Origin of the sequence: Rugosimonospora acidiphila (genome assembly GCF_039543385.1) — a bacterium.
Classification (GTDB): domain Bacteria; phylum Actinomycetota; class Actinomycetes; order Mycobacteriales; family Micromonosporaceae; genus Rugosimonospora; species Rugosimonospora acidiphila.
In genome coordinates, this window is record NZ_BAABJQ010000121.1 from 1 (window position 1) to 645 (window position 645).

At 73.3% G+C, this 645-nt stretch carries 2 pseudogenes; one reads left to right on the forward strand and one right to left on the reverse strand.

Annotated elements, in window-relative coordinates:
* A pseudogene (locus ABEA87_RS42305) lies at positions 1–277 on the forward strand (glycogen debranching N-terminal domain-containing protein); the annotation flags it as partial.
* A 76-nt stretch (positions 278–353) separates the two neighbouring features.
* Here ABEA87_RS42305 and ABEA87_RS42310 read toward each other — a convergent pair.
* A pseudogene (locus tag ABEA87_RS42310) lies at positions 354–645 on the reverse strand (hypothetical protein); the annotation flags it as partial.

Consider the following 645-nt stretch of genomic DNA (forward strand, 5'->3'; position numbering starts at 1 on the left):
CGAGGCGCTGGCGGGTTACGAGCGCGAGCTGACCAAGTACCCGGTGCAGTATCCGACCGCGTGCAGCCCGCAGGCGTGGTCGACGGGCGCGCCCCTGCTGCTGCTGCGCACCATGCTCGGCATCGAACCGGTGAAGGACCGTCTGACCGTGGATCCGTACCTGCCGGCGAAGGTCGACTGGATAGGGCTGCTGGACGTGCCCGGCCGGTGGGGGCGGTTGGACACCTTCGGCCGCAAGCGGGAGGCCACCATCGGGCAGGAACGCGCGGGCATGTGACAGCCACCTGCTGACGGCCACCCGTTGACGGCCACCCGCTGGCAGCCACCCACGCGGGCGGGGCCACCGCCGGAGACTACCGCTCGTCGCCGTAGCCGGCCTGGCCGTACTTGGGCACCGCCGCCTCACGCCCGCGGCCGAACGCGTCGAACCGGCCCCAGCGGCCCGGCACGTCCAGCAGGCCGATCCAGCCGACCCGGGAGGGCAACGAGGGCGCGACCGTGAGGTGCTCGCCCAGCGGATCCAGGCCCAGCATGGTGCGCAGCAGCAGCAGGGGGGCGCCCGTCGACCACGCCTGCGGGCTGCACGCGGTCGGATACTGCACCGGGTACCGGGTGAGTTCCCGCCCGTAGCCGGCGAAGGCTTCC